The sequence below is a fragment of the Pseudomonas sp. LRP2-20 genome (assembly GCF_024349685.1).
GTDB lineage: Bacteria > Pseudomonadota > Gammaproteobacteria > Pseudomonadales > Pseudomonadaceae > Aquipseudomonas.
Map to the genome: position 1 here is coordinate 1,340,725 of NZ_AP025944.1, position 22,462 is coordinate 1,363,186.

General features: G+C 62.5%; 19 protein-coding genes and 3 tRNA genes. 9 read left to right on the plus strand and 13 right to left on the minus strand.

The window, feature by feature from the left end:
- Window positions 1-70 precede the first annotated feature (70 nt).
- The gene (gene erdR, locus OCX61_RS05865; protein ID WP_159411748.1) at window positions 71-721 is read left to right on the plus strand and encodes a response regulator transcription factor ErdR; all 651 of its coding nucleotides are present in this window, start codon (window positions 71-73) and stop codon (window positions 719-721) included.
- Window positions 722-794: 73 nt separating this feature from the next.
- The gene (locus tag OCX61_RS05870) at window positions 795-1,163 is read left to right on the plus strand and encodes a diacylglycerol kinase (protein WP_085675649.1); all 369 of its coding nucleotides are present in this window, start codon (window positions 795-797) and stop codon (window positions 1,161-1,163) included.
- Here the strand turns inward: OCX61_RS05870 and finR are convergent.
- Window positions 1,160-2,086 carry a LysR family transcriptional regulator FinR gene (finR, locus tag OCX61_RS05875; RefSeq protein WP_261942986.1) on the minus strand — a complete coding sequence of 309 codons (927 nt, stop codon included), beginning with the start codon at window positions 2,084-2,086 and terminating at the stop codon, window positions 1,160-1,162. The two genes, OCX61_RS05870 and finR, sit on opposite strands and share 4 nt — an antisense overlap.
- A gap of 118 nt (window positions 2,087-2,204) precedes the next feature.
- On the opposite strand from finR, the gene fpr reads away from it, so the two are divergent.
- Window positions 2,205-2,984 carry a ferredoxin-NADP reductase gene (gene fpr / locus OCX61_RS05880; protein WP_079229370.1) on the plus strand — a complete coding sequence of 260 codons (780 nt, stop codon included), beginning with the start codon at window positions 2,205-2,207 and terminating at the stop codon, window positions 2,982-2,984.
- A 67-nt stretch (window positions 2,985-3,051) separates the two neighbouring features.
- Here the strand turns inward: fpr and tsaA are convergent, their stop codons facing one another.
- The 4 genes from tsaA to OCX61_RS05900 form a co-directional block, all read right to left on the minus strand.
- The gene (gene tsaA, locus OCX61_RS05885) at window positions 3,052-3,747 is read right to left on the minus strand and encodes a tRNA (N6-threonylcarbamoyladenosine(37)-N6)-methyltransferase TrmO (RefSeq protein WP_261942987.1); all 696 of its coding nucleotides are present in this window, start codon (window positions 3,745-3,747) and stop codon (window positions 3,052-3,054) included.
- A gap of 6 nt (window positions 3,748-3,753) precedes the next feature.
- Complete coding sequence (locus OCX61_RS05890; protein WP_085675653.1) at window positions 3,754-4,215, minus strand: YehS family protein; 462 nt, start codon at window positions 4,213-4,215, stop codon at window positions 3,754-3,756.
- 47 nt (window positions 4,216-4,262) lie between these two features.
- Window positions 4,263-4,973, minus strand: coding sequence for an rRNA pseudouridine synthase (locus OCX61_RS05895; protein WP_261942988.1), 711 nt, complete (start codon window positions 4,971-4,973; stop codon window positions 4,263-4,265).
- Window positions 4,974-5,092: 119 nt separating this feature from the next.
- Complete coding sequence (locus tag OCX61_RS05900; RefSeq protein ID WP_261942989.1) at window positions 5,093-5,548, minus strand: GNAT family N-acetyltransferase; 456 nt, start codon at window positions 5,546-5,548, stop codon at window positions 5,093-5,095.
- 210 nt (window positions 5,549-5,758) lie between these two features.
- On the opposite strand from OCX61_RS05900, the gene OCX61_RS05910 reads away from it, so the two are divergent.
- The 4 genes from OCX61_RS05910 (at window position 5,759) to OCX61_RS05925 (ending at window position 10,103) form a co-directional block, all read left to right on the plus strand.
- Window positions 5,759-6,523, plus strand: a complete 765-nt coding sequence (locus tag OCX61_RS05910) for a hypothetical protein (protein WP_315973280.1) — start codon at window positions 5,759-5,761, stop codon at window positions 6,521-6,523.
- 191 nt (window positions 6,524-6,714) lie between these two features.
- On the plus strand, window positions 6,715-7,560 hold the full coding sequence (locus OCX61_RS05915; protein ID WP_261942992.1) for a DUF6502 family protein: 846 nt from the start codon (window positions 6,715-6,717) through the stop codon (window positions 7,558-7,560).
- Window positions 7,557-9,299 (plus strand): DUF5666 domain-containing protein, encoded by a 1,743-nt coding sequence (locus OCX61_RS05920; protein WP_261942993.1) that lies wholly within the window; start codon window positions 7,557-7,559, stop codon window positions 9,297-9,299. Before OCX61_RS05915 ends, OCX61_RS05920 begins: the two co-directional genes overlap by 4 nt.
- Window positions 9,300-9,353: 54 nt before the next feature.
- Window positions 9,354-10,103 carry a hypothetical protein gene (locus tag OCX61_RS05925; protein ID WP_261942994.1) on the plus strand — a complete coding sequence of 250 codons (750 nt, stop codon included), beginning with the start codon at window positions 9,354-9,356 and terminating at the stop codon, window positions 10,101-10,103.
- Window positions 10,104-10,173: 70 nt separating this feature from the next.
- Here OCX61_RS05925 and rimO read toward each other — a convergent pair whose 3' ends face one another.
- Window positions 10,174-11,505, minus strand: a complete 1,332-nt coding sequence (rimO, locus tag OCX61_RS05930; RefSeq protein ID WP_261942995.1) for a 30S ribosomal protein S12 methylthiotransferase RimO — start codon at window positions 11,503-11,505, stop codon at window positions 10,174-10,176.
- Window positions 11,506-11,739: 234 nt separating this feature from the next.
- Here rimO and OCX61_RS05935 point away from each other — a divergent pair, with 234 nt between their 5' ends.
- The gene (locus OCX61_RS05935) at window positions 11,740-13,650 is read left to right on the plus strand and encodes a potassium transporter Kup (protein WP_261942996.1); all 1,911 of its coding nucleotides are present in this window, start codon (window positions 11,740-11,742) and stop codon (window positions 13,648-13,650) included.
- A 34-nt stretch (window positions 13,651-13,684) separates the two neighbouring features.
- On the opposite strand, the gene OCX61_RS05940 is transcribed toward OCX61_RS05935, so the two are convergent.
- From OCX61_RS05940 to OCX61_RS05960, 5 genes are all read right to left on the minus strand, one after another.
- Window positions 13,685-14,977, minus strand: coding sequence for a virulence factor family protein (locus OCX61_RS05940; RefSeq protein WP_261942997.1), 1,293 nt, complete (start codon window positions 14,975-14,977; stop codon window positions 13,685-13,687).
- The gene (mprF, locus tag OCX61_RS05945; protein ID WP_261942998.1) at window positions 14,977-17,619 is read right to left on the minus strand and encodes a bifunctional lysylphosphatidylglycerol flippase/synthetase MprF; all 2,643 of its coding nucleotides are present in this window, start codon (window positions 17,617-17,619) and stop codon (window positions 14,977-14,979) included. Before mprF ends, OCX61_RS05940 begins: the two co-directional genes overlap by 1 nt.
- 248 nt (window positions 17,620-17,867) lie before the next feature.
- Window positions 17,868-17,944 (minus strand) — tRNA-Met (locus tag OCX61_RS05950).
- Between the two features lie 133 nt (window positions 17,945-18,077).
- Window positions 18,078-18,154, minus strand: a tRNA-Met gene (locus OCX61_RS05955).
- Between the two features lie 137 nt (window positions 18,155-18,291).
- A tRNA-Met gene (locus OCX61_RS05960) sits at window positions 18,292-18,368 on the minus strand.
- 208 nt (window positions 18,369-18,576) lie between these two features.
- Between OCX61_RS05960 and dinB the strand changes: the two genes are divergently transcribed.
- Window positions 18,577-19,635, plus strand: coding sequence for a DNA polymerase IV (gene dinB, locus OCX61_RS05965; RefSeq protein WP_165837361.1), 1,059 nt, complete (start codon window positions 18,577-18,579; stop codon window positions 19,633-19,635).
- A 32-nt stretch (window positions 19,636-19,667) separates the two neighbouring features.
- Here dinB and OCX61_RS05970 read toward each other — a convergent pair whose 3' ends face one another.
- Both OCX61_RS05970 and OCX61_RS05975 read right to left on the minus strand, forming a co-directional pair.
- Window positions 19,668-20,621, minus strand: a complete 954-nt coding sequence (locus OCX61_RS05970) for a hypothetical protein (protein ID WP_261942999.1) — start codon at window positions 20,619-20,621, stop codon at window positions 19,668-19,670.
- Between the two features lie 20 nt (window positions 20,622-20,641).
- The gene (locus tag OCX61_RS05975) at window positions 20,642-22,357 is read right to left on the minus strand and encodes a proline--tRNA ligase (RefSeq protein WP_261943000.1); all 1,716 of its coding nucleotides are present in this window, start codon (window positions 22,355-22,357) and stop codon (window positions 20,642-20,644) included.
- Between the last annotated feature and the right edge of the window lie 105 nt (window positions 22,358-22,462).

Genomic DNA, 22,462 nt, shown 5'->3' on the forward strand with positions numbered 1-22,462 from the left:
TGGCGCCGATTCCCCGCCAGGCGCTTCACCACCGCGCATGCGCCTGGCACAGAACAGGATCCATAGATCGATGGCCACATACGAAATCCTGATTGCCGATGACCACCCGCTGTTTCGCAGCGCTCTGCGCCAGGCCGTCACCCTCGGCCTGGGCGCTGACGTGCGCCTGGTTGAAGTGGCGAGCATCGCCGAACTGGAAACTCGCCTGAGCGAAAAAGCCGACTGGGACCTGGTCCTGCTGGACTTGAACATGCCGGGCGCCTATGGCTTCTCCGGGCTGGTCCTGCTCCGCGGCCAGTACCCGCAGATTCCAGTGGTGATGGTCTCGGCGCAGGAGGAGGCCGCAGTGGTGGTCAAGTCCCGCGAGTTCGGTGCCAGCGGCTTCATTCCGAAGTCCAGCGGCCTTGAAGTCATTCAGGATGCCGTGAGGAAAGTGCTCGATGGCGACGTCTGGTGGCCACCGCAAGCCTTCGAAAAGGTCGATGTCTCGGCCGAAGCCAAGGCCGCCAGCGAAGGCCTGGCCAGCCTCACCCCCCAGCAGTTCCGCGTGCTGACCATGGTCTGTGAGGGTTTGCTGAACAAACAGATCGCCTATGAGCTGAGTGTGTCGGAAGCGACCATCAAGGCCCATGTAACGGCTATCTTCCGTAAGCTGGGCGTACGCACCCGCACCCAGGCGGCGCTGTTGCTGCAACAACTTGAATCGGTTGCCAGTAGCTGACGGCGTCTGGATTCACGCTTTTTTGACCCGTGCCGCACTAGTCTGCTGGCCTTTCTGTTGTGAAGTGACTCACATGACCCCATCGCCATTCAAAGGCCAGACCGGCCTGAAACGCATCTTTAACGCTGCCGGCTACTCGCTGGACGGTTTGCGCGCCGCCTTCAAGGGTGAGGCTGCCTTCCGCCAGCTGGTACTGCTCAACGTGTTGCTGATCCCGATCGCTTTCTGGCTGCCGGTCAGCCGTGCGGAGCGGGCAATCATGATCGCCGTGTGCTTGCTTGGCCTGATCGTCGAGCTGTTCAACTCGGCAGTGGAAGCGGCCATCGATCGGATCTCGCTGGAGCGCCACCCGTTGTCGAAGAACGCCAAGGACATGGGCAGCGCCGCGCAGCTGGTGGCGCTGACCATGGTTGCGCTGGTATGGGGTGTGATTCTGCTTTAAGCGATCGGCGGCAAGACGATCTCATCACTGCGGGTAAAGCCCGCAGTGAAGTTGCGGCACAACTCCAGGAACTCACGCATCGCCGAGGTCTGGTATTTCTGCTTGTGCCAGATGAAGTAGAACTGGCGCATCAGGTCCAGCTCCGGTGTCTCGACCGGTACCAGGCTGCCGCGGCGGAAGGCATCGCGCAGGGCCAGGCGTGAAATGCAGCCGATACCCAGGCCCGACTCCACGGCACGCTTGATTGCCTCGGTGTGTTCCAGCTCCAGGCGGATGTTCAGGCTGGTGCGGTGATGACGCATGGACTGGTCAAAGGTCAGGCGTGTGCCAGAACCCTGCTCGCGCAGGATCCAGGCTTCCTGCGACAGGGCTTCGACATCGGCGCGACCGGCCTTGGCCAGTGGATGTTGCGGGGCGCAGAACACCACCAGTTCGTCTTCGACCCACGGCTGCACTTCCAGGTCCGGGTGGTTGCAGTCACCTTCGATCAGACCTAGATCAATTTCGTATTGCGCGACCTGGTGCACGATATGCGCGGTGTTCTGCACATGCAGTTTCACCTGGCTCTCCGGGTGGACCTGCATGAAGCTGCCGATCAGCAGGGTGGCGAGGTAGTTACCGATGGTCAGCGTTGCGCCGACCGCCAGCGAGCCGAAACCGGACTTGCCATTGAGCAGGTCTTCGATTTCCTTGGCCTGGTCAAGCAGGGCAACGGCCTGGGGCAGCAACTGATGGCCCAAGGCATTGAGGGCCAGGCGCTTGCCGGCGCGGTCGAACAGCTGGCAGCTCGATTGCCGCTCAAGTTCGGTTATGGAGGTGCTCGCCGCCGATTGTGAAAGCGCGAGCACGCTGGCCGCCCGCGACACACTCTGGTGCTGGGCCACGGCGACGAATACCTGCAGCTGACGAAGTGTAAATCGCATATCTATATAACCGATAACACATATCTTGATAATTCAGTTAACAGATATTGTGGCTGCCCCTAAACTATCGCGCAACTGCGCGTCTTGCGCGCTGCGTTTTTCTTCAGGAGCCCCTTAGATGAGCAACATGAACCACGAACGTGTCCTCAGTGTGCATCACTGGAACGACACCCTGTTCAGCTTCAAGTGCACCCGCGACCCGGGCCTGCGCTTCGAGAACGGTCAGTTCGTGATGATCGGCCTGCAACAGGACAATGGCCGTCCGCTCATGCGCGCCTATTCCATCGCTTCGCCGAACTGGGAAGAGCACCTGGAGTTCTTCAGCATCAAGGTCCCGGACGGCCCGCTGACCTCGCAGCTGCAGCACCTGAAGGAAGGCGACGAGATCATCATCAGCAAGAAGCCAACCGGTACCCTGGTCCTCGACGACCTGAAACCGGGCAAGCACCTGTACCTGCTGAGCACTGGCACTGGCCTGGCGCCGTTCATGAGCGTCATCCAGGACCCGGAAACCTACGAGCGCTTTGAAAAAGTGATCCTGGTTCACGGTGTGCGTTACGTCAACGAAGTGGCCTACCGCGAGTTCATCACCGAGCACCTGCCGCAGAACGAGTTCTTCGGTGAGTCGGTCCGTGACAAGCTGATCTACTACCCGACCGTGACCCGCGAGCCGTTCGAAAACCAGGGCCGCCTGACCGACCTGATGCGCAGTGGCAAGCTGTTCAGCGATATCGGCCTGCCACCGATCAACCCAGAGGACGACCGCGCGATGATCTGCGGCAGCCCGAGCATGCTTGACGAGACCAGCGAAGTGCTCGACAGCTTCGGCCTGAAGGTCTCCCCACGTATGCGCGAACCGGGTGACTACCTGATCGAGCGTGCCTTCGTCGAGAAGTAAGACGAACACGGCAACGAAAAAACGCAGACCCGGGTCTGCGTTTTTTATGCCTGCAAGGTGGCAATGTTCAATTTTCCCGAACGACTTCCAGCACCTGGATCTGATCCGGTTGCGGGTAGTGCCAGCGGACCTGCACGTCCCAGAACTTCACCCCGTACACCCGCTCCGGCGGTGGCACCTGATAGGCCGGGCGCGGATCCTGTGCCAGGCATTGCTCGATCAGTTCCACCAACGGCTCGCCAAGCCGCAGCCCATGCTCATGGGCCTGGGGTAGGGCAGTGTCGCTCCAGCCAACGGCAATCGCGACCGGTGCATCACTGGCCATCAGGTTGCTCGCCCCGGCCACGCTGTCGGCGTAAGGCACATAGGGTTTGATATCCAGCACCGGCGTACCGTCCAGCAGGTCGATGCCTGACAGCAACAGGCGCCCCGGCTCCACGCCCTCCAGGCGCACCACCGACTGGCCGATGCCGTTGGGGCGGTGGGTGGCGCGGGTGGCGAACACGCCCATGCTCTTGTTGCCACCCAGGCGCGGCGGGCGCACTTTCAGGCGTGGCTTGTCTTCCAGTGCCTGGTGGAACAGGAACAGCAGCCAGACATGGCTGACCTGCTCCAGCCCGGCTACCGCATCGCCCTGATCGAACGGCGGCAGCAGCTCCAGCACCCCGCGTGCGGCTGGCGCCAGCTGGGGCTGGCGCGGGATGGCGAACTTTTCCTTGAAGCAGGAGCGGACGATGCCGACCGGTGCAACTGTATGCTGCATGGCCACTCAGCCGCGCACGCGCAGGGTCAGGCCCTTGAGGAAATTGCGCAGCAGCTGGTCGCCGCACGGCCGGTAGTTGTCATGCCCGACCTTGCGGAACAGCGCGCTGAGCTCGGGCTTGGACACCGGGAAATTGACCGCCTTGAGGATGGCGTGCAGGTCTTCCTCCTTGAGTTCGAAGGCTACCCGCAGCTTTTTCAGGATGGTGTTGTTGGTTACCGGCAACTCCACCGGCTGCGGTGGGCGGCTGTCGTCCTTGCCACGGCGATGGATTACCAGGCCGTCCAGGAAGTGCGCCATGACCCGCTCCGGGCAGCGCACGAAACCGGCTTCGTCTTCCTTCTTCAAGTAGGTAGCGAGCACGATCGGGTTAACTTCGAGGCCGGACAGCGCGATGATTTCGGCCATCTTGGCGTCGTTCACCTTGAGCATGTAGCGCAGGCTGCGCAGGACATCGTTGTGGTTCATTGCTGCAAAATCCTGTTCAGTAGCCACGCCGGGGCGCGGCGCATTGCTTAGAAACGTTCGGTGGCTGCCAGGTAACGCCACTGCCCCACGGGCAGCTTGCCCATCGACACCCCCCCCAGGCGAATGCGGCGCATGCCCAGCACTTCCAGGCGCAGGTAGGCACACAGCTCGGCGATCTGCCCGGGTTGCGGGTTTTTCACGACCAGGCGCAGGTGGGTCTCGTTCTGCCAGCTGGCCTTGGCCTTGGGCAGCTCCCGGTCATTGCGCGTAGCACCGCGCGCCAGGCGCTCCAAGGCCTGGGGCGTGGTTTCACCGCGCACTTCAATGATGTATTCCTGCTCCATGCGACGCAGGTCGGCGTCGATCTTGCGGGTAACCCGCCAGTCCTGGGTGAACACCTGCAGGCCGCTGGCACCACGCTCCAGCGGAGCCAGGCAGGACAACCGGGCAAAATGCCCGTGCAACGGCCGTACGCCTTCGCGGTGGGCCTCGCTGAGGTTGCCCATGTTGATAGCGGTACGGGCGGTTTCGCTGTCGACCCCAGCCGCTTGGTGCATCAGCAGGGTGACCGGGTCCAGTGCCTCGGCGCGTGCCCCCGGCAGCAGTTCGACTCGCTGGCCGTCGACCTTGAACTGGGGTTGCTCGACCACCACGCCATCGACCGTGACCCAGCCTCCTTCGATATACAGCTCGGCCTCGCGGCGGGAGCAACCAAGCTGCTCGATGAGGCGTTTGGACAGGCGCACGGGTTCGGACATGGGGTAATTCGCAAGGCAGGAAAAGACCTACATTGTACCTGCCTGTACGCGGTTGATGATGGGAATCTGTGTCAGATGCGCCATTTTGCACGCAGACCACGGCATATTCAGACGTCGCCTTAAGAGGCTGTAGGAATCAGCCTCATGTGCAGCAGGGGATAGGGCTGCCCCAAGCCGTCCGTTTCCGAGCGGCCGATCACTTCGAAGCCCTCATGCAAGTAGAAGCCTAGGGCTTGCGGATTCTGCTCGTTGACGTCCAGGCGTTCGGCATTCAGTTCGTCGATCGCATAGCGCAGCAGGCGCTTGCCAACCCCCTTGCCACGGTAGCCCGGTGCGACGAACAGCATGTGCACGTAGCCGTTGGCGACACCGGCGAAGCCGCAGATGCGCTGGCGATCCCGGCAGCAGATCAGCATCACCGCGTCGAGGTAGCGGCGCAATACCTGCTCGCGCAACAACAGGATGTAAGCATCGGGAAGGAAGTCATGGGTCGCACGCACCGAGTCTTCCCAAAGCTGCACCAGATCACCGTAGTCGCTGTAGCGCGGGGTGTGCAGCGTCAGAGCCGAATGCATGCCGGTGTTCCTCCTGGACGATAGAGAAAACATAGCAGGCCAACCACTGGTCGGCTTTTGCGTGTGTCGCTTGAAGCCTGGCTCGCTGAGGTCTATTAATTAGGCGTGGGAAAAATTCCCACGCAAAGAAAAAGTAAAACTGACAACAGATTCCCGGCTTGATTTGGCGTTCTCGTGGCGAAGACCTGGAGACGGAAAATGCAAATCCACATGCTGTTCAAGAGGGCTTTACTGGCAGTCGCTGTTGCAGGCGTGCTGTCGACGGCCATCGTATTGGTTCCTGACTCGATTTCTCATGGCTCTAGCGCCTATGCCAAGGATGGCGGTGGCGGTGGCGGTGGTCACGGTGGCGGCGGCGGCGGAAGTGGCGGCGGCGGCGGCGGTCACGGTGGCGGTGGCGGCGGAAGTGGCGGCGGCGGCGGTGGTCACGGTGGCGGTGGCGGCGGAAGTGGCGGCGGCGGTGGTGGTCACGGTGGCGGCGGCGGCGGAAGTGGTGGCGGCGGTGGTGGTCACGGTGGCGGCGGAAGTGGCGGTGGCGGTGGTCACGGTGGCGGCAGCGGTGGTGGTAGCGGCAGCGGTGGCGGCCACGGTGGTAGTGGCAGTGGCGGTCATGCCGGTGACAGTAGCGGCCATGGTGAAGCAGGGCAGGGCCACGCTGGCAATTCAAACTCCGGTCGCAGCAGCAATCATGCTGAAGCGGGTGATGATCATGGCAATCACGTTGGCGGTGAGCCCGGTGACGATCATGGCAATCACGTTGGCGGTGAACCCGGTGACGATCATGGCAATCATGTTGGCGGTGAGCCCGGTGACGATCATGGCAATCATGTTGGCGGTGAACCTGGCGACGATCATGGCAATCACGTTGGTGGTGAACCTGGTGACGATCATGGCAACCATGTGGGTCGCGAACAGGGTGATGACCGCGGTGCTCATGCCGCCGGCGAAGTCGGGGATGACAACAGCAGGAGCTGATTGGCAGTGAACAGCCCATACAAGACCCAGCGGACGGGTTTTGTATGAGCGGGTCAGGGCAGTGCAGCCCTATCACGCGTTTGCAGTGAGCGCTGACAGCTTTTTCTCATTCTCGGTGGGAGGTCGTTACAGTTCGTGTGGGATGTTTTCCCGCGTCGTATACTGGGTTCAACTGTCAAGGAATGCGCTCCATGCAACCGCCCTCTATTCCCCCGTCCATGTTGAGTGCACTGCGCAGGGTCATGCGCCCTCTGGTGCGCCTGATGTTGCGCAAAGGGGTGACCTACACGATGTTCACCGATGTGCTCAAGGACGTGTTCGTCGATGTGGCCCATCGCGAGTTTGGCCTTGACGGCAAGGTACCGACCGACAGCCGCATCAGCCTGCTTACAGGCGTGCATCGCAAGGATGTGCGGCGGCTGCGAAGTGAAAATGACACGTCCCTCGCAGCGCTTCCGGAAAACATCACCCTAGGTGCGCAACTGGTGAATGTATGGACCAGTAGCCCGCCATTCTGCTCCGAGGCCGGGCAGGCATTGGCCTTGCCGCGGCTTGCCAGCGTTGGCGGCGACTGCTCGTTCGATGCCTTGGTGGCGAAGATCAGCACGGACATCCGTGGGCGGGTGGTGCTGGATGAGTGGCTGCGCCTGGGCATCGTCCGCCTCGATGATCAGGATTGCGTCCACCTCGAGGCCCAGGCATTCGTGCCGCAGAAGGGCTTCGAAGAGAAAGCCGCGTACTTTGGCCATAACCTGCATGATCACGCGTGCGCAGCGGTGCATAACCTTAGCGGTGAAGGCCTGCCGTTCTTTGAACGCAGCGTGCACTACGATGCCCTGACCTCGGCCAGCGTCGACACGCTGCGCGAAGCGGTCGCCAAGGATGGCATGCAAACCCTGCTGGCTTTCAGCCGGCTGGCCGCTGAGCTGGAAAACACCGACGTGCCAGGCCACGAGCAACGCCAGCGGATCACTGTCGGGCTTTATTTCTACACTGAAGCCACTGATCCCGACTCGTCGAAGACAGCCGACTCATGACTATCCTCCCGCGCTGCCTCAGTATCGTCGCACTCGTCCTGGGTTTCGGGCTGAATCTGGTGGCGCCTGTCGAGGTGGCCGCGGCGCCGGTTTGTGTCAGCCGTGATGAAGTGGGTATGGCCGGCGCGGCGGGCATGCAGTTCCCAGGAGGTGTCGGAGGTACCGGCGCCAGAACCGGCGGTGTTGGCGGCACTGGCGTGCGCAGCGAGAACGGCGGCGTGGGCGGCACGGGGGCGCCGATCCAGCAGCGGCCTGGCGGTACTGGCGGTACCGGCGCGGTGGCGGAGGGAGTCGACGGCACCTTCATCGATCGCGGTCACGGTGGCGTGGGCGGTAGCGGCGCCCCGATCCAGCGTCCAGGTGGTACCGGTGGCACGGGGATCGTCGGCACCATCACCGGGTTCGCTTCGATCTGCGTCAATGGCCAGGAGGTGCACTACGGCAAGGATGTGCCTGTGAGTGAGAACGGTGCCCCTGCCAGCAGCGCTCATCTGGCGATTGGCCAGGTTGTCGCGGTGGAGGCCTATGGCACGCAGCGCGGCTTGCAAGCCGGCCGTATTGCGATCCTCAACGTTTACGAAGGGCCGTTGACGGCGCTGCCCACTGCTTCGGGGCCACTGCGGGTCATGGGGCAACCCGTGCGCCTTGCCGCCGGGGCGCGCGTGGCTGAAGGGCTGCGGCCGGGCGAGCCGGTCAGGGTCAGCGGCCTGCGCGATGCGGCAGGAGAAGTGGTGGCTAGCCGAATCGAGCGGGCGCCTGGGCTCAGAGAGGCCAGTGCCATCGGTACGGTTGACCGTCCCGGCAGCCTCCAGGGTCTGCAGCTGGGGACTCGCGTGGCACCGGCGCGGGAAGTGCTGGTGCGTGGTCAATGGACCGGGCGCCAGCTGGAAGTGGCGCAGACCCGCCCAGACCCGAGCCTGCCTTTTGCTGGCCGCGTGCAGACTGCGGTGATCGAGGGGCTGGTACAGCGCACCCAGGCGCATCAGCTGGTGGTGGCTGGCATCAATGTGACGCTGGGGCAGGATACCGTGGTCGTCGGCAGGCAGCCTACGGCGATTGCGCTTGACCAACGGGTGCGGGTAAGCGGGGTATTCAGTGCTACCCACGGATTACGCGCATCCCGCGTCGAGTTCCACGACGACCGCGTCGACAATTCGGACAGAGGGCATTCAGGGCGCAATGGCGAGCACGGTCCAGGCGGTTCGGGAACCTCGAATAACAGTGGCCAGGGCGAGCGTGGTGCGTCCAGCACCCGTAGCGAAGTCAGTGATGATCACAGTGGACGCAGCTCGGGTAGTGGTTCCGCTGACCATGACAGCGTTGAAACTGAGGACAGGTCTGGAAGGTCGGGGCATGTCGACAGCGTGGAGCAGCGCGAGACCAGCAACAGTGGCAGCTCCGATCGGGTGGAGAAGCTCGAAGAGGTTGAAAAAGTAGAGCTCGAAAAAGTCGAGAAGGTTGAAAAGGTAGAGAAAGTCGAAAAACCTGAGAAGGTCGAAAAGGTAGAGAAAGTCGAAAGGCCTGAGAAGGTCGAGAAGGTGGAGAAAGTCGAAAGGCCTGAGAAGGTCGAGAAGGTTGAAAAAGTCGAGAAGGTCGAAAAGCCTGAAAAAGTCGAGAAAGTGGAAAAAGTCGAAAGGGTTGAAAAACCTGAAACGGTAGAAAAAGTCGAAAGGCCTGAAACGGTAGAGAAGGTCGAAAAAGTCGAAAAAGTCGAGCATCCAGAGCGTTCCGGGCATTAGGCAACTAGGCTGGGTAAGTCCGATCACACTTCCCGACGCAATACTGAGGTGCAGATGCGACCCACGCTCCCTCTTTTCGCTTGTTTGTTGTCCTGTGCCAGTGCATCGGCTCTGGCCGATACCTTCAGCGCCTCGATTGGCTTGGACTATTCGAGTGGCGACTACGGCACGGGAACCACTTCGGAGATCTGGTACGTCCCCGTGGTCGGCAAGTATGAAACAGGCCCCATGACTTACAAAGTCACCGTGCCCTGGCTACGCATCACCAACCCTGAAGTCGGCCCGAATGGTGACCCCTTGCCCGGTGGCTGCCATGCGGTGGAGAGCGGGCTGGGCGACACGGTAGCCAGCGCCGCCTATGCGCTGCTCGATGGCAGTGACGGTGGCCTGATGCTGGACCTCATCGGCAAGGTCAAATTTCCCACTGCTGATGAAAAGCAGTGCCTGGGTACGGGTGAGTACGATTATACCGGCCAGGTTGATATCGCCCAGGCGTTCGGCCCGCTGACCGGCTTCGCAACCCTGGGCTGGAAGAAGTTCGGCGACCCACCCGGCAGCAATTTCAGAGATCCGATCTTTACCAGCCTGGGTTTTGCCATACCTGTGGCGCAAGGTACCTCGGCGGGCGCCTCGTACGACTGGCGGCAAAAAGTCGTCTCGACGGGGTCGCAGATCCAGGAACTGACGCTGTTCCTGACCCACAAGCTCAACCGGGAATGGAAAGTTCAACTGTATGCGGTGAAGGGCTTTTCCGATGCCAGTCCCGATGGGGAAGCTGGATTGATGGTTTTTCACACCTTCTGACAAAAAAGCCCCTGCCGGGTATCTCCACAGGGGGAATACCCGGCAGGGGCTTTTTCATGTGCTGGCGGCTTTAAACCGGCTCGGCCCACATGTCGTATTCGTCGGCATCCACCACCCGGCAACGCACTTTGTCGCCCGGCTTGAAGCCATGGTCACCGTCGATGAACACGCTGCCGTCGATTTCCGGCGCATCGAAGAAGCTGCGGCCAACCGAACCCTGTTCCTCGACTTCGTCGATCAGCACCTCGATTTCCTTGCCGATGCGCAGTTGCAGGCGGGCGGCGCTGATGGCCTGCTGGTGCGCCATGAAGCGGTCCCAGCGGTCCTGCTTGACGTCGTCCGGCACTTCTTCCAGGCCCAGGTCATTGGCCGGGGCGCCTTCGACCGGCGAGTACTGGAAGCAGCCGACGCGGTCGAGCTGGGCTTCGGTGAGCCAGTCCAGCAGGTACTGGAAGTCTTCCTCGGTCTCGCCAGGGAAACCGACGATGAAGGTCGAGCGGATCACCAGTTCAGGGCATTGCTCGCGCCAGTTCTTGATGCGTGCCAGGGTACGGTCTTCGAAGGCCGGGCGCTTCATCGACTTGAGCACCTTGGGGCTGGCGTGCTGGAACGGGATGTCCAGGTACGGCAGGATCTTGCCGGCGGCCATCAGCGGGATCACGTCGTCGACATTCGGGTACGGGTAGACGTAGTGCAGGCGTACCCAGGCACCCAGGCTGCTCAGCGCTTCGCACAGTTCGAGCATGCGGGTCTTGACCGGGCGGCCGTTCCAGAAGTCGGTCTTGTACTTGACGTCGACACCGTAGGCGCTGGTGTCCTGGGAGATCACCAGGATTTCCTTGACGCCGGCCTTGACCAGGCGCTCGGCTTCGCTCAGCACTTCACCGACCGGGCGGCTGACCAGCTTGCCGCGCATCGACGGGATGATGCAGAAGCTGCAGCTGTGGTTGCAGCCTTCGGAAATCTTCAGGTAGGCGTAGTGGCGCGGGGTCAGCTTGACACCCTGCGGCGGCACCAGGTCGATCAGCGGGTTGTGGTCCTGGCGTGGCGGCACCACTTCGTGCACGGCGTTGACCACCTGCTCGTACTGCTGCGGGCCGGTCACCGACAGCACGCTTGGGTGCACGTCACGGATAGTGCCTTCTTCGACACCCATGCAGCCGGTGACGATGACCTTGCCGTTTTCCTTGATCGCTTCACCGATCACTTCCAGCGACTCGGCCTTGGCACTGTCGATGAAGCCGCAGGTGTTGACCACCACCACATCGGCATCCTCGTAGGTGGGCACGACTTCATAGCCTTCCATGCGCAGCTGGGTCAGGATGCGCTCGGAATCGACCAGGGCCTTGGGGCAGCCCAGGCTGACGAAACCAACCTTGGGGGTGGCGGGAGTGGTGGACATGACTAACCTCGGTATTGAATGCAGTTCGCCCTGCCGCAGCCGGGGCGATCTTGACGGGCGCTTTTGGCGCCTCTGATCAAAAAGTGCGCAATTCTAGCGAGCGCAAGGTCGCTTGACCAGCAGAAAAGCGACGAACGCTGCGCTATGCTTCGCGCCATTGCGCCGGGGGCATTGCATGCCTCTGACGCAGGAGTGAATTCTACCGGCCTTCAAGGCCATCTGCGGGAGTGTTCGATGGTTCAGGCAAGCAGTCACGCCGAAGGCGGGCACGCGGGGAAGCAGGGCGCGACACGGTCGCTGGGCCTGCTCGTGGCAGCGGTCGGGGTGGTCTATGGCGATATCGGTACCAGCCCCTTGTATACCCTGAAAGAAGTCTTTACCGGCGGTTACGGGGTGCCGGTCAACCATGATGGCGTGCTGGGGATCCTCTCGCTGATCCTCTGGTCACTGCTGTGGGTGGTGTCGTTCAAGTATGTGATGTTCATCCTGCGCGCCGACAACCAGGGCGAGGGCGGTACCATGGCGTTGACTGCGCTGGCGCGACGGGCCACGGCGGCCTATCCGCGCCTGCGCACGCTGATGGTGGTCTGTGGCCTGATCGGCGCCTCGCTGTTCTACGGTGACAGCATGATCACCCCGGCGGTGTCGGTGTTGTCCGCCGTGGAGGGCATGGGCCTGGCCTTCGAAGGTATCGATCACTGGGTAGTGCCCATTTCGCTGGTGGTGCTGGTGGCCTTGTTCCTGGTGCAGAAGCACGGTACCGACAAGATCGGCAAGCTGTTCGGCCCGATCATGGTGGTCTGGTTCCTCGCGCTTGCCGCGTTGGGCGCGCATGGCATTTCCCAGAGCCCGGAAGTGCTCAAGGCGGTCAACCCTGGCTGGGCGGTTAACTTCTTCATCGTCCACCCGGGCATGGGCGTGGCCATTCTCGGCGCCGTGGTGCTGGCGCTGACCGGTGCCGAGGCGCTGTATGCCGACATGGGCCACTTCGGGCGCAAACCGATCGCCCGCGCATGGTTCGCCCTGGTGCTGCCGGCACTGGTGCTCAATTACTTCGGCCAGGGGGCGATATTGCTGCAAGACCCCGAAGCTGCCCGCAACCCCTTCTACCTGCTGGCGCCAGGTTGGGCGCTGCTGCCAATGGTCGGGCTGGCGACCATGGCCACGGTGATCGCCTCGCAGGCGGTGATTTCCGGCGCTTTCTCCTTGACCCGCCAGGCCATCCAGCTGGGTTATATCCCGCGCATGCAGATCCAGCACACCTCCAGCGACGAGCAGGGGCAGATTTACATCGGTGCAGTGAACTGGACATTGATGGTTGGCGTGGTGTTGCTGGTGATCGGCTTCGAATCCTCTGGCGCCCTGGCGGCGGCTTACGGTGTGGCCGTGACCGGGACCATGCTGATGACCACCATCCTGGTGTCGGCGGTGATGCTGCTGCTGTGGAAATGGCCACCGGTATTGACGGTACCGATTCTGGTCGGCTTCCTCTTTGTCGATGGGTTGTTCTTCGCCGCCAACGTGCCGAAGATCGTCCAGGGCGGAGCCTTCCCGGTGCTGGCAGGCGGCGTGCTGTACCTGCTGATGAGTACCTGGAAGCGCGGCAAGCAGATCCTGGTGGAGCGCATCGATGAAGGCGGGCTGCCGCTGCCGGTGTTCATCAGCAGCATCCGCGTGCAACCGCCGCATCGGGTCGAAGGCACGGCGGTGTTCCTGACCGCGCGGGCAGATGCGGTGCCCCATGCGTTGTTGCACAACATGCTGCATAACCAGGTGCTGCACAGCCAGGTGGTGCTGCTGACAGTGGTCAGTGAAGACCGCCCACGGGTGCCGGAACAAGAGCGTTTCGAGGTCGAAGCCTATGGTGATGGCTTCTTCCGGGTGCTGTTGCACTTTGGCTTCATGGACGAGCCGGACGTGCCGGCGGCATTGAAGCTGTGCCACCTGGATGAGTTGGATTTCAGCCCGATGCGTACCACCTACTTCCTTAGCCGGGAAACGGTGATCGCGTCGCGTCTGGAGGGGATGTCGCGTTGGCGGGGTAACCTGTTCGCCTTCCTGCTGAAGAATGCCAACGGCAACCTGCGCTTCTTCAACCTGCCGTTGAACCGGGTGATCGAGCTGGGGACCCAGGTCGAAATTTGAGTTGACGGGGGCCGCAAAGCGGCCCCCGTCATGTTCAGTTCTGTGCTGCGACGCTGGATTTGCCCTGGCGGGTCTCGATCTCGTCGATCAGGCGCTTGGCCAGCGCCGGGTAGTTCTCGTCGAAGTGGTGGCCACCTGGCAGCTTCATGCGCTCACCCACCGCAGTCTTGTCGGTGCAGCCGCTCTCGTCGGTCTCTTCCACACCGTACACGCAGACCACCTTGGACGCCGGCAGCCTGGCCATTTCCGGCCCGGTAGGTGCCTCCTGGCCTTCCTTGCCCAACCAGCCCTCGACCTCGATCTCGAAGCTGCCGCTGCGGGCGAACGCCAGCAGCACGACCGCGTCGATACGCTGCTGGTCTTCGGCCGGCAGGCGGTTGTAGATGGCCGGCAGCACGTCGGCGCCGAACGAGTAACCGGTCAGCACGAAGCGCTTGGTGCCCCACTTCTGACGGTAGTGCTGCATCAGCTCCGACAGGTCGGCGGCACTTTGCTCCGGGGTCTTGTGCTGCCAGTAGTAGCGCAGGGTGTCGATACCGACCACCGGGTAACCGAGCTTGGCCATTTCACCGGCGACGTCACGGTCCAGGTCGCGCCAGCCGCCGTCACCGGACAGGAACAGGGTGACAGTGTCGGTGGTCTGGCCAGCCGGCACTTCCACCACCGGGATGGCCAGGGCGTTGCCATCGCGACCGACCAGAGCCTGGGTCAGCTGGGCCTTGAGCACCTGTGGCAGGTGGATGTCATAGTCGCTGATGCTGGTCTCGGCGTTGGCCTGGTCGCGCACGAAGGCGGCACTGGCATCGTCCGGGTTGTCGTTCCAGGCGACGTTCCAGTGGCCGTGGGCGGCCGACTTTGGCAGCTCGACCTTGCAGCCTGGCTGCTCCAGGGTGAAGTCGACCGAGATGGCCCGTGCCTTGTCGTCAGTCTGGGTGGCCAGCCAGCGCCATGCCTGGGCTGCACCTGGGCCGATGCCGGCGACCAAGGTTGGTTTGTCGGACAGCTGGGTCAGGGCCTGATCCATGGCTTGTTGCTGCTTGGTACAGTCGTTCGGCGGCAGGATCACCTGGACCAGTTGTGCCTCGGCGGCTTGGCTGAGGTCCAGCAGCTGCTTGTCGGTCAGGGCCTGGTCCTGGGGCACGCCGATGGCGACCCGGGCCTTGGCGTGTACGCCCGGGGTGACGCGGATGATGCTGGTGTCATTGAGGGTCAGTTGTTCCAGCCGGGCCTCGGGGGCAGGGCGGGTCCACAGCCAAAAGCCCGCGGCGCCGGCCAGAGCGGCCAGCAACAGGGGAATCAGTACGTACAGCCAATAGCGTCGGATCATCAGCGTTTCACCAATCCAGTCAGGCCGCCAGCAATCAGGGCGGCAGTATCGGCCAGTGCTACCAGCGGGTCGAGCCCGGCCGGTACGGCCATGTAACGAGGTTCCCAGTCCGGCTGGAACTTGTCCTTGAAGCGCCGCAGGCCCTGGAAGTTGTAGAGCTGCTCGCCACGGCGGAACACCATCGAACCCAGGCGCTGGGTCAAGGGGGCGCCGCGCCGTGGCTGCAGGCCGGAAAGCGGGACCATGCCCAGGCTGAAGCGGCCGTAGTCATGGCTTTTGTAATGCAATATCAAGCCGATCATCATGAATTCCATGGTCAGCTTCGGCGCCTCGGGGTGAGCGCGCATCAGGTCGAGGCTGGCCAGTTCGTTGCTGTGGGTTTCCAGCAGGTTGGCGAAGGCCACCGGCCGACCCTGGAAACGAATCAGGGCGATACGGAAGTGCTGCAGGTACTCGGGGCTGAAGCGCCCCAGCGAGAAGCCTTTCTCGCGCACGTTCTTGCCGCCGAGCCAGGCGTCGGAGATCTCCTTGAGCTCGGCCAGCGGAGCCTGGCCGGGTTCGTGGATCTCCAGGCTCAGGCCATCCCGGCCGCCGCGGTTCCAGGTGTAGCGCAGGTCCTTCATTTCCTTGCCTTTGGCTTCGAGGTCGAAGCGGCGCAGGTCGACCCGCGCTTCCTCGCCCAGCTTCAGGGCAGTCAGGCCAATATCCATGTAGAACGGCAGGTTCTCCGCGCGTACCTGGTAGAACACCGGACGGGCGTGGTGCAGGTCGCACAGGTCGCGGAACTGCCAGATCATCTCGGCGCGTTCCTGGGCCGGGCCGATCGGGTCGTACAGGGCCACCAGGCTGCGGCCACGGCGGGCATACATGAGAAAGGCATTGTCGCTGGGGTGGAACAGCAAGGCCTTGTCGCCGGTCAATGCCAGGCCACCGTCGGGCTGGTCGGAGGCCAGCAGGATGTGGTTGGCGCGCTGCAGCTCGGTGTCGTCAGGCAGGTGAATGACCGGGCGGGCGGTGCGCAGCAGCCAGGTCAGGGCGACGATCACCAGCAGCACCGCGCTGCCCAGGGCGGCGCGCAGGCCGCGCGGGGCGTCGGCGTCCAGGGTGAACTGCCACCACAGCTTGTGGGTATAGGGTACGTCCTGGTAGGCGAACAGCAGCAGCCACACCGAAGCGCCGACCACGCAGGCACTGGCCACCAGGTATACCGGCGAAAACGGCAGTTCGAGCAGTCGGCTCGGCCGATAGAACGAGCGGCGGAAGATGGCCAGCAGGGCTGCGGTCAGGGTCAGCAGGCTGGCTTCTTCCCAGTCGAACCCTTTGAGAATCGACAGCAGCGCGCCGACCAGCAGCAACACGGTGGTCAGCAGCCAGGCCGCCGAAAGGCGTCGGCGCAGGCCCTGGGCCAGCAGCAGGCAGAGCACGCCAATCAGGCTGGCGCCGAAGTGCGAGGCATCTATCAGCCGGTGTGGCACGAGAAAGCCCATGTGCTCCAGGCGCGTGTCGATTTCCGGGGTGACGCCTGAGAACAGCAGCACCACGCCCGACAGGAACACCAGAATCGCCAGGATCGGCGCGCCCAGGCCCGAGGCCGCCTTGATGGCTTGCTGGGCGAACAGCAGGCGGCGTGCTTCGTTGGCCAGCAGCAGCACGCAGGCCAGCAGCAGTGGCAGCACCACATAGATCAGCCGGTACAGCAACAGAGCGGCGGCCAGTGGCGCAGCGCCCAGCTTGTCGGCGAAGGCAGCCAGCAGGATCGCTTCGAACACCCCGACGCCACCCGGTACATGGCTGAGCACACCTGCGGCCAGGGCCAGCAGGTAGACCAGCACGAAGGCGCCGAAAGGTGGTGCCTCTGGCAGTAGCAGGTAGAGCACGGTGGCGGCTGCGGCCACGTCCAGTGCGGTGATCAGCAATTGCAGGGCCGCCAGGCGGCCTCCGGGCAGGCGCAGGGTGCGGCGGCCCAGCTGCACCAGCAGGTTGTCGGCCAGTGGTTGCTCCGGCAGGCGGCGGCGATACAGCCCGATCACCAGTGCGGCAGTGATAACCAGCACGGCGACGGCGATACCGGCCAGCACTGTCGCAGGCAAGCGCAAGGCTGCTGCCGCTGCCGGCAGGTTGCTCAAGGTGGCCAATGCTGCCAGCGGTGGCAGCGCACACCCCAACGACAGGCTGGCAAACACGGTCATGCGCGCGACTTCGGCGGCGCCCAGGCCCTGGCGCGCATACAGGCGGTAGCGCACCGAGCCCCCCGAGAGCATCGACAGGCCGATCGCGTTGCCAATGGCGAAGGCGCTGAAGCCGCCCATCACCAAGGTTCGTGGCGGCAGCTTGACGGCAGCGTAACGGCTGGCCGACCACTCGTAGCCCAGCAGGATCACGAACCCTGCCACGGTCGCCAGCAGGGCGCCGATCAGTGCCTGTGCCGGCACGTCGAGCATGGCATCGTGCAGGGCGTAGATGTCCAGTTCGCTCAACAGATGCCGGCAGGCAATCAGCGCCATGGCAAACAGCAGCAAGGTCACGGCCAGGCCAATCGGCTGACGGTAACGGCTCAACCGCTCCAGCCAAGGCAGGCGCTGGGCAGCAGTCGGCAGCGCCGAGGCTAGTGGCACCTGGGGTTCAGGGGTGTGAGATGTCATGAGATGCCTCGTGCTTGTTGCGCGAGGAGGGAAAGAGCTGCGGCCAAGTGAAAGTCCCTTTGGTAAACGTATCCAGATATTACTCCGGGCAACGTTACTTTCAGTCGTCCGGCAGCGTTAAAGATAGTTCATCCTCAAGGTAGCACCTCAAATGGGCGGGTTTGGCTGAGGCTGAAGGATTTTTCATGCGACGAAATGCAACAAACCCCGCGCTGCTGTTACACAGGCGGGGTTTGTTCTGACGAATATGGTTGCGGGAGCCGGATTTGAACCGACGACCTTCGGGTTATGAGCCCGACGAGCTACCAGGCTGCTCCATCCCGCGTCAGAGGGGCGCATTCTATAGACTTGAGTGTTCAAGTCAAGCGTTAACTGCAAAACAACGCGCAATTGCTTCAGGCCTTAATTTCCGGGCAAAGAAAAAGGCCACTGCGTTAACAGTGGCCTTTTCTCGAATCTGGTTGCGGGAGCCGGATTTGAACCGACGACCTTCGGGTTATGAGCCCGACGAGCTACCAGGCTGCTCCATCCCGCGCCTGTGGGATCGAATTCTACAGCGTAAGCTGTGAGTGTCAAGCGCTACTTGTTGATTTTTCTTGATTTTTCTTTTGCCGGTTAAAATCGAGACAAAAGAAAAAGGCCACTGCGTTAACAGTGGCCTTTTCTCGAATCTGGTTGCGGGAGCCGGATTTGAACCGACGACCTTCGGGTTATGAGCCCGACGAGCTACCAGGCTGCTCCATCCCGCGCCTGTGAGATCGAATTCTACGGGTTTTCCTACCCATGTCAAGCTATATCGTGAAAAACCCTTTTTCGTTCAATCCCTTAGCGTCTATGCCTGGCTGCGGCTCAGGCGCGACGGGGCTTACAGGCCGATTATCGAAGCAGGCTGTCTCAGCGGCAGCAGCATGCGCTACTATCTGTATGAATTTACAGTGGTGGCCGTCATCAATGTCCGTGCGCAAGATCATCCATATCGACTGCGATTGCTTTTACGCCGCAATCGAGATGCGTGACGACCCGCGCCTGGCCGGTCGCCCCATGGCGGTGGGCGGTTCCCCGGATCGTCGCGGGGTGATTGCCACCTGCAATTATGAGGCGCGAGCCTATGGCGTGCGTTCAGCCATGTCGTCCCGGCATGCCCTCAAGCTTTGCCCTGACCTTGAGATCGTCAAACCTCGCTTCGAAGCCTATCGGGAAGCATCACGGGAAATTCATGCGATTTTTCGCGACTACACCGAGTTGATCGAACCGTTGTCACTGGATGAAGCGTATCTGGATGTCAGTGAAAGCCAGTGGTATGCCGGTAGCGCTACACGCATCGCCGAGGACATTCGCCGGCGGGTCGCCCGCACGCTGCATATCACGGTTTCTGCGGGGGTCGCGCCGAACAAGTTTCTGGCCAAGATCGCCAGTGACTGGCGTAAGCCCAATGGCATATTCGTGATTACCCCGGAGCAAGTCGAGGCCTTCGTTGCTGCCTTGCCGGTGGCCAAGCTGCATGGTGTGGGCAAGGTGACTGCGGACAAGTTGAACCGCCTGGGTATCGATACCTGTCTCGACTTGCGGGAGTGGTCGCGGTTGGCGTTGGCACGGGAGTTTGGCAGTTTTGGCGAGCGGCTCTGGGGCTTGGCACGGGGGATTGATGAGCGTGCGGTTCACAACGATAGCCGCAGGCAGTCGGTGAGCGTCGAAAACACCTATGACAACGACCTGCCAGACCTGGCCAGTTGCCTCGAACGTTTGCCTGAACTGCTCGAAAGCCTCAATGAGCGAATTGCCCGGATGGACAGCAGTTACCGCCCGGACAAACCATTCGTCAAGGTCAAGTTCCATGACTTCAGCCAGACGACCATGGAACAGGCGGGGGCGGGCAGGGACCTGGAAAGCTACCGTCAGTTGCTGCGCCAGGCGTTTGCCCGGGGTGGCAAGCCGGTGCGCTTGCTGGGGGTGGGGGTGAGGCTGCGGGATCTGCGCGGGGCGCACGAGCAGTTGGAGCTGTTTCCCGGCAATTGAAAAGGGGCCGCATGACGGCCCCTTCCTTATAGCTACTGCACGCCAGGGTCAGCGACCAACCGGCCAGTGGCCTTGGTCAGTGCCGACAGGAATTCCTGTTGCAGCTCCGGATCGTTGCGGGTCAGCTCGATCAGGCTCTGCTCCATCTCGCTGGCTTCCTCTTCGAGGCCCAGCTCGGACAGGCGCTTGACCCGGTGCACCCACTGGCCGACGTCGTCATCTTCGAGGTCATCGAAGATCAGCTCATGGGCCTCACGCAGCTTGTTGCGCAAGGTGGCGCTGACCAGCAGGCTGGCATCGCCACGCACGCCGTTGTCCTCGTCGACAACCTGCATGTGCAGGGTACCGACGTGGTTCAGGTGCTGTTCCGAGAACGGGCTGTCCAGCAGGTTCAGGCGCAGCACGCCGTTCCTGTCGGTGGTCAGCTCGTGGGTCATCTTGCCAGCCTTGACTTCGACCAGTCGCTCGCTCCAGGGCACGCTGGTGAACTCTTCGCGCTTGTCCTTCTGCACTTCGCTGATGCCCGCCAGGTTCTGCTGGGCGCGGCCATTGGACGGCGTGTTCATGAATGGGTTGAGGCCATCCACGCCATAGCTGAGCCAGTCGTGGGTCATGCTCTGCGGCAGGTTGCCGAGGGCGAACACGTTGACCACGTTGGCGCCAATCCCGGCCACCACGGCTACCGCGCCCAGCGGGATCTCGTAGATCTCCCGCCACGGCTGGTAAGGGGTGTAGCGGTCATAGCGGCGGGTGACCTCGTATTCGGTGACCTCGAAACGCTTCTGCTCATGGATGCGCACACGCCGTTGCGGAAGCTCCATCACCTTCGGCTCGCCGACATCGATCTGCAGGGTGTGTTCGAGCAGCTTGCGCTCGACGCGCTCCTCATGATCGCTGCGCTGGGACATCTGGTTGGCGCAACCGCTGGCGAGCAGGGCGCCGCACAGTGCGGCGCCCCCCAGGGTAAAGGTACTTCGCTTGGACATGATTACTCGTGCATTGATTATCAGCGGCGAACGCGGGCCTGCAGGAAGGACAGCACTTCATTGAGCGGCAGCTGTTGGGCCTCCTGCTCGGTGCGGTGCTTGTACTCCAGATTGCCGTCGGCCAGGCCGCGGTCGCTGACGACGATGCGGTGTGGAATGCCGATCAGCTCCATGTCGGCGAACTTGATGCCGGGGCTGGTCTTCTTGTCGCGGTCGTCCAGCAGGACCTCGTAGCCGGCAGCGGTCAGCTCGGCGTACAGCTTGTCTGTTGCCTCGCGCACCACGTCGGTTTCGTAACGCAGTGGTACCAGGGCAATCTGGAACGGTGCCAGGGCGTCGTTCCAGATGATGCCTTTGTCGTCGTAGCTCTGCTCGATGGCGGCGGCGACCACGCGGGACACACCAATGCCGTAGCAGCCCATGGACAGGGTGACCGGCTTGCCGTTCTCACCCAGGACCTGGCACTTGAGTGCCTCGCTGTACTTGGTGCCGAGCTGGAAGATATGGCCGACTTCGATGCCACGCTTGATCACCAGGGTGCCCTGGCCGTCCGGGCTTGGGTCGCCTTCGACGACATTGCGCAGGTCGGCAACCTGTGGAACCGGCAGGTCACGCTCCCAGTTCACGCCGAAGTAGTGCTTGTCGTCGATGTTGGCACCGATGCCGAAGTCGCTCATCAGGGCAACCGAGCGATCGATCACGATTTCCAGTGGCAGGTTCAGCGGGCCGAGCGAACCGGCACCGGCACCAATGGCTTCGCGCAGCTCGGCGTCGGTGGCCATGACCAGCGGATCGGCGACCTGTTCCAGCTTGGCGGCCTTGATTTCGTTGAGTTCGTGGTCGCCACGGACGATCAGGGCGACCAGCTTGCCCTCTTCGGCGCCGCGCACGATCAGGGTCTTGACGGTCTTCTCGATCGCCAGGCCGTGGTTTTCCACCAGTTGGGCGATGGTCTTGGCATCCGGCGTGTCGACCAGGCGCAGTTGCTCGGTAGGCGCAGGGCGTACCGTTTCACGCGGGATGGCTTCGGCCTTCTCGATGTTGGCGGCGTAGTCGGAGCTGTCGCTGAAGATAACGTCGTCCTCGCCCGACTCGGCCAGGACGTGGAATTCGTGGGAGTAGCTGCCACCGATGGAACCGGTATCAGCCTGCACTGGGCGGAAGTCCAGGCCCAGGCGAGTGAAAATGTTGGTGTACGCCTGGTGCATGCGGTCGTAGGTTTCCTGCAGGGAAGCCTGGTCGGCATGGAAGGAGTAGGCGTCCTTCATGATGAATTCGCGGCCGCGCATCAGGCCGAAGCGTGGGCGAATCTCGTCACGGAATTTGGTCTGGATCTGGTACATGTTGAGCGGCAGCTGTTTATAGCTGGACAGCTCGTTGCGGGCCAGGTCGGTGATGACTTCTTCGTGGGTCGGGCCGACGCAGAAGTCACGCTGGTGGCGGTCTTTCAGGCGCAGCAGCTCAGGACCGTACTGTTCCCAGCGGCCGGACTCCTGCCACAGCTCGGCAGGCTGGATGCTTGGCATCAGCACTTCCAGGGCGCCGGCGGCGTTCATTTCCTCGCGCACAACGTTCTCGACCTTGCGCATCACCCGCAGGCCCATCGGCAGCCAGGTGTACAGGCCGGAAGCCAGTTTGCGGATCATGCCGGCACGCAGCATGAGCTGATGGCTGATGACCACTGCGTCGGCAGGGGTTTCTTTCTGGGTGGCGAGCAAATATTGACTGGTGCGCATGGTTAGCCGTGTCGATTGCCTAAGACGTTGAAATAGCCCCGCATTGTACGGGGGCGAAACGAAGGCGTACAGAATGCCCCAGGGCGTGGCCGTTGTCAGCCAAGA